Source organism: Mesorhizobium sp. M7A.F.Ca.US.005.03.2.1, from assembly GCF_003997795.1.
Taxonomy (GTDB): domain Bacteria; phylum Pseudomonadota; class Alphaproteobacteria; order Rhizobiales; family Rhizobiaceae; genus Mesorhizobium; species Mesorhizobium ciceri.
In genome coordinates this window covers 1-627 of the sequence record NZ_RZRP01001511.1, presented here as the reverse complement: position 1 = coordinate 627, position 627 = coordinate 1, and the positions used below count along the sequence as shown (strand labels likewise).

Genomic DNA, 627 nt, shown 5'->3' with positions numbered 1-627 from the left:
AAAATATACAGATGATGAAATATTTATTCCATTTCACATCGGGGCGTCAAGGGCGATTCCGCGGCCTGCGGGCCGATTTACGCATCGCTCTGATGGATTCTATCATTTGCCTCGGCACCTTGCGCGGCGGCTGGCTAGATGTTTTCCGGCAGATAGACGTCGAAGGGCAGAAAGGTCTGGCCCGGAGCGTTGGCGGCGCCGGTTTCGATGGCATGCGCCATCAGGTCGACGAGCTCACGGCATAAAGCGGCGAGCGGGGTCGAGATCACCATGGTGAGGATGTTGTCGGCGAGTGCCGCGCGCGACTCGGCGTTGATCTCGTTGCAGACGACCACCGGCATGGTCGCGGGCTTCGCTGCCCGCAGCGCCGAGACCGCGCCTTCCATGCCACCGCCGGCGACGTAGCAGCCGGCAAGATCCGGATAGCGCGCCAGAAGATCGATCATCGCGTCATGGGTCACCTGGTTGGCTTCCAGATTGACCAGCGTTTCAAGCACGCTGAACTCCGGCGCATGCTCGCGGAAGAAGGAGCGAAAGCCGATCTCGCGCAGCTCATGGCCGTGGAAGCGGTGGCTGCCGACGAAGAGGGCGACCTTGCCGGGCCGCTTGGCTGCCTTGGAGATCATC

Annotated in this window: 1 protein-coding gene; it reads right to left on the bottom strand. The window is 61.9% G+C overall.

The genetic code is table 11. From position 1 onward, the window contains the following. Window positions 1–134: 134 nt before the first annotated feature. The coding region (locus tag EN991_RS38790) for a substrate-binding domain-containing protein (protein ID WP_164769791.1) at window positions 135–627 on the bottom strand (493 nt) is incomplete at its 5' end.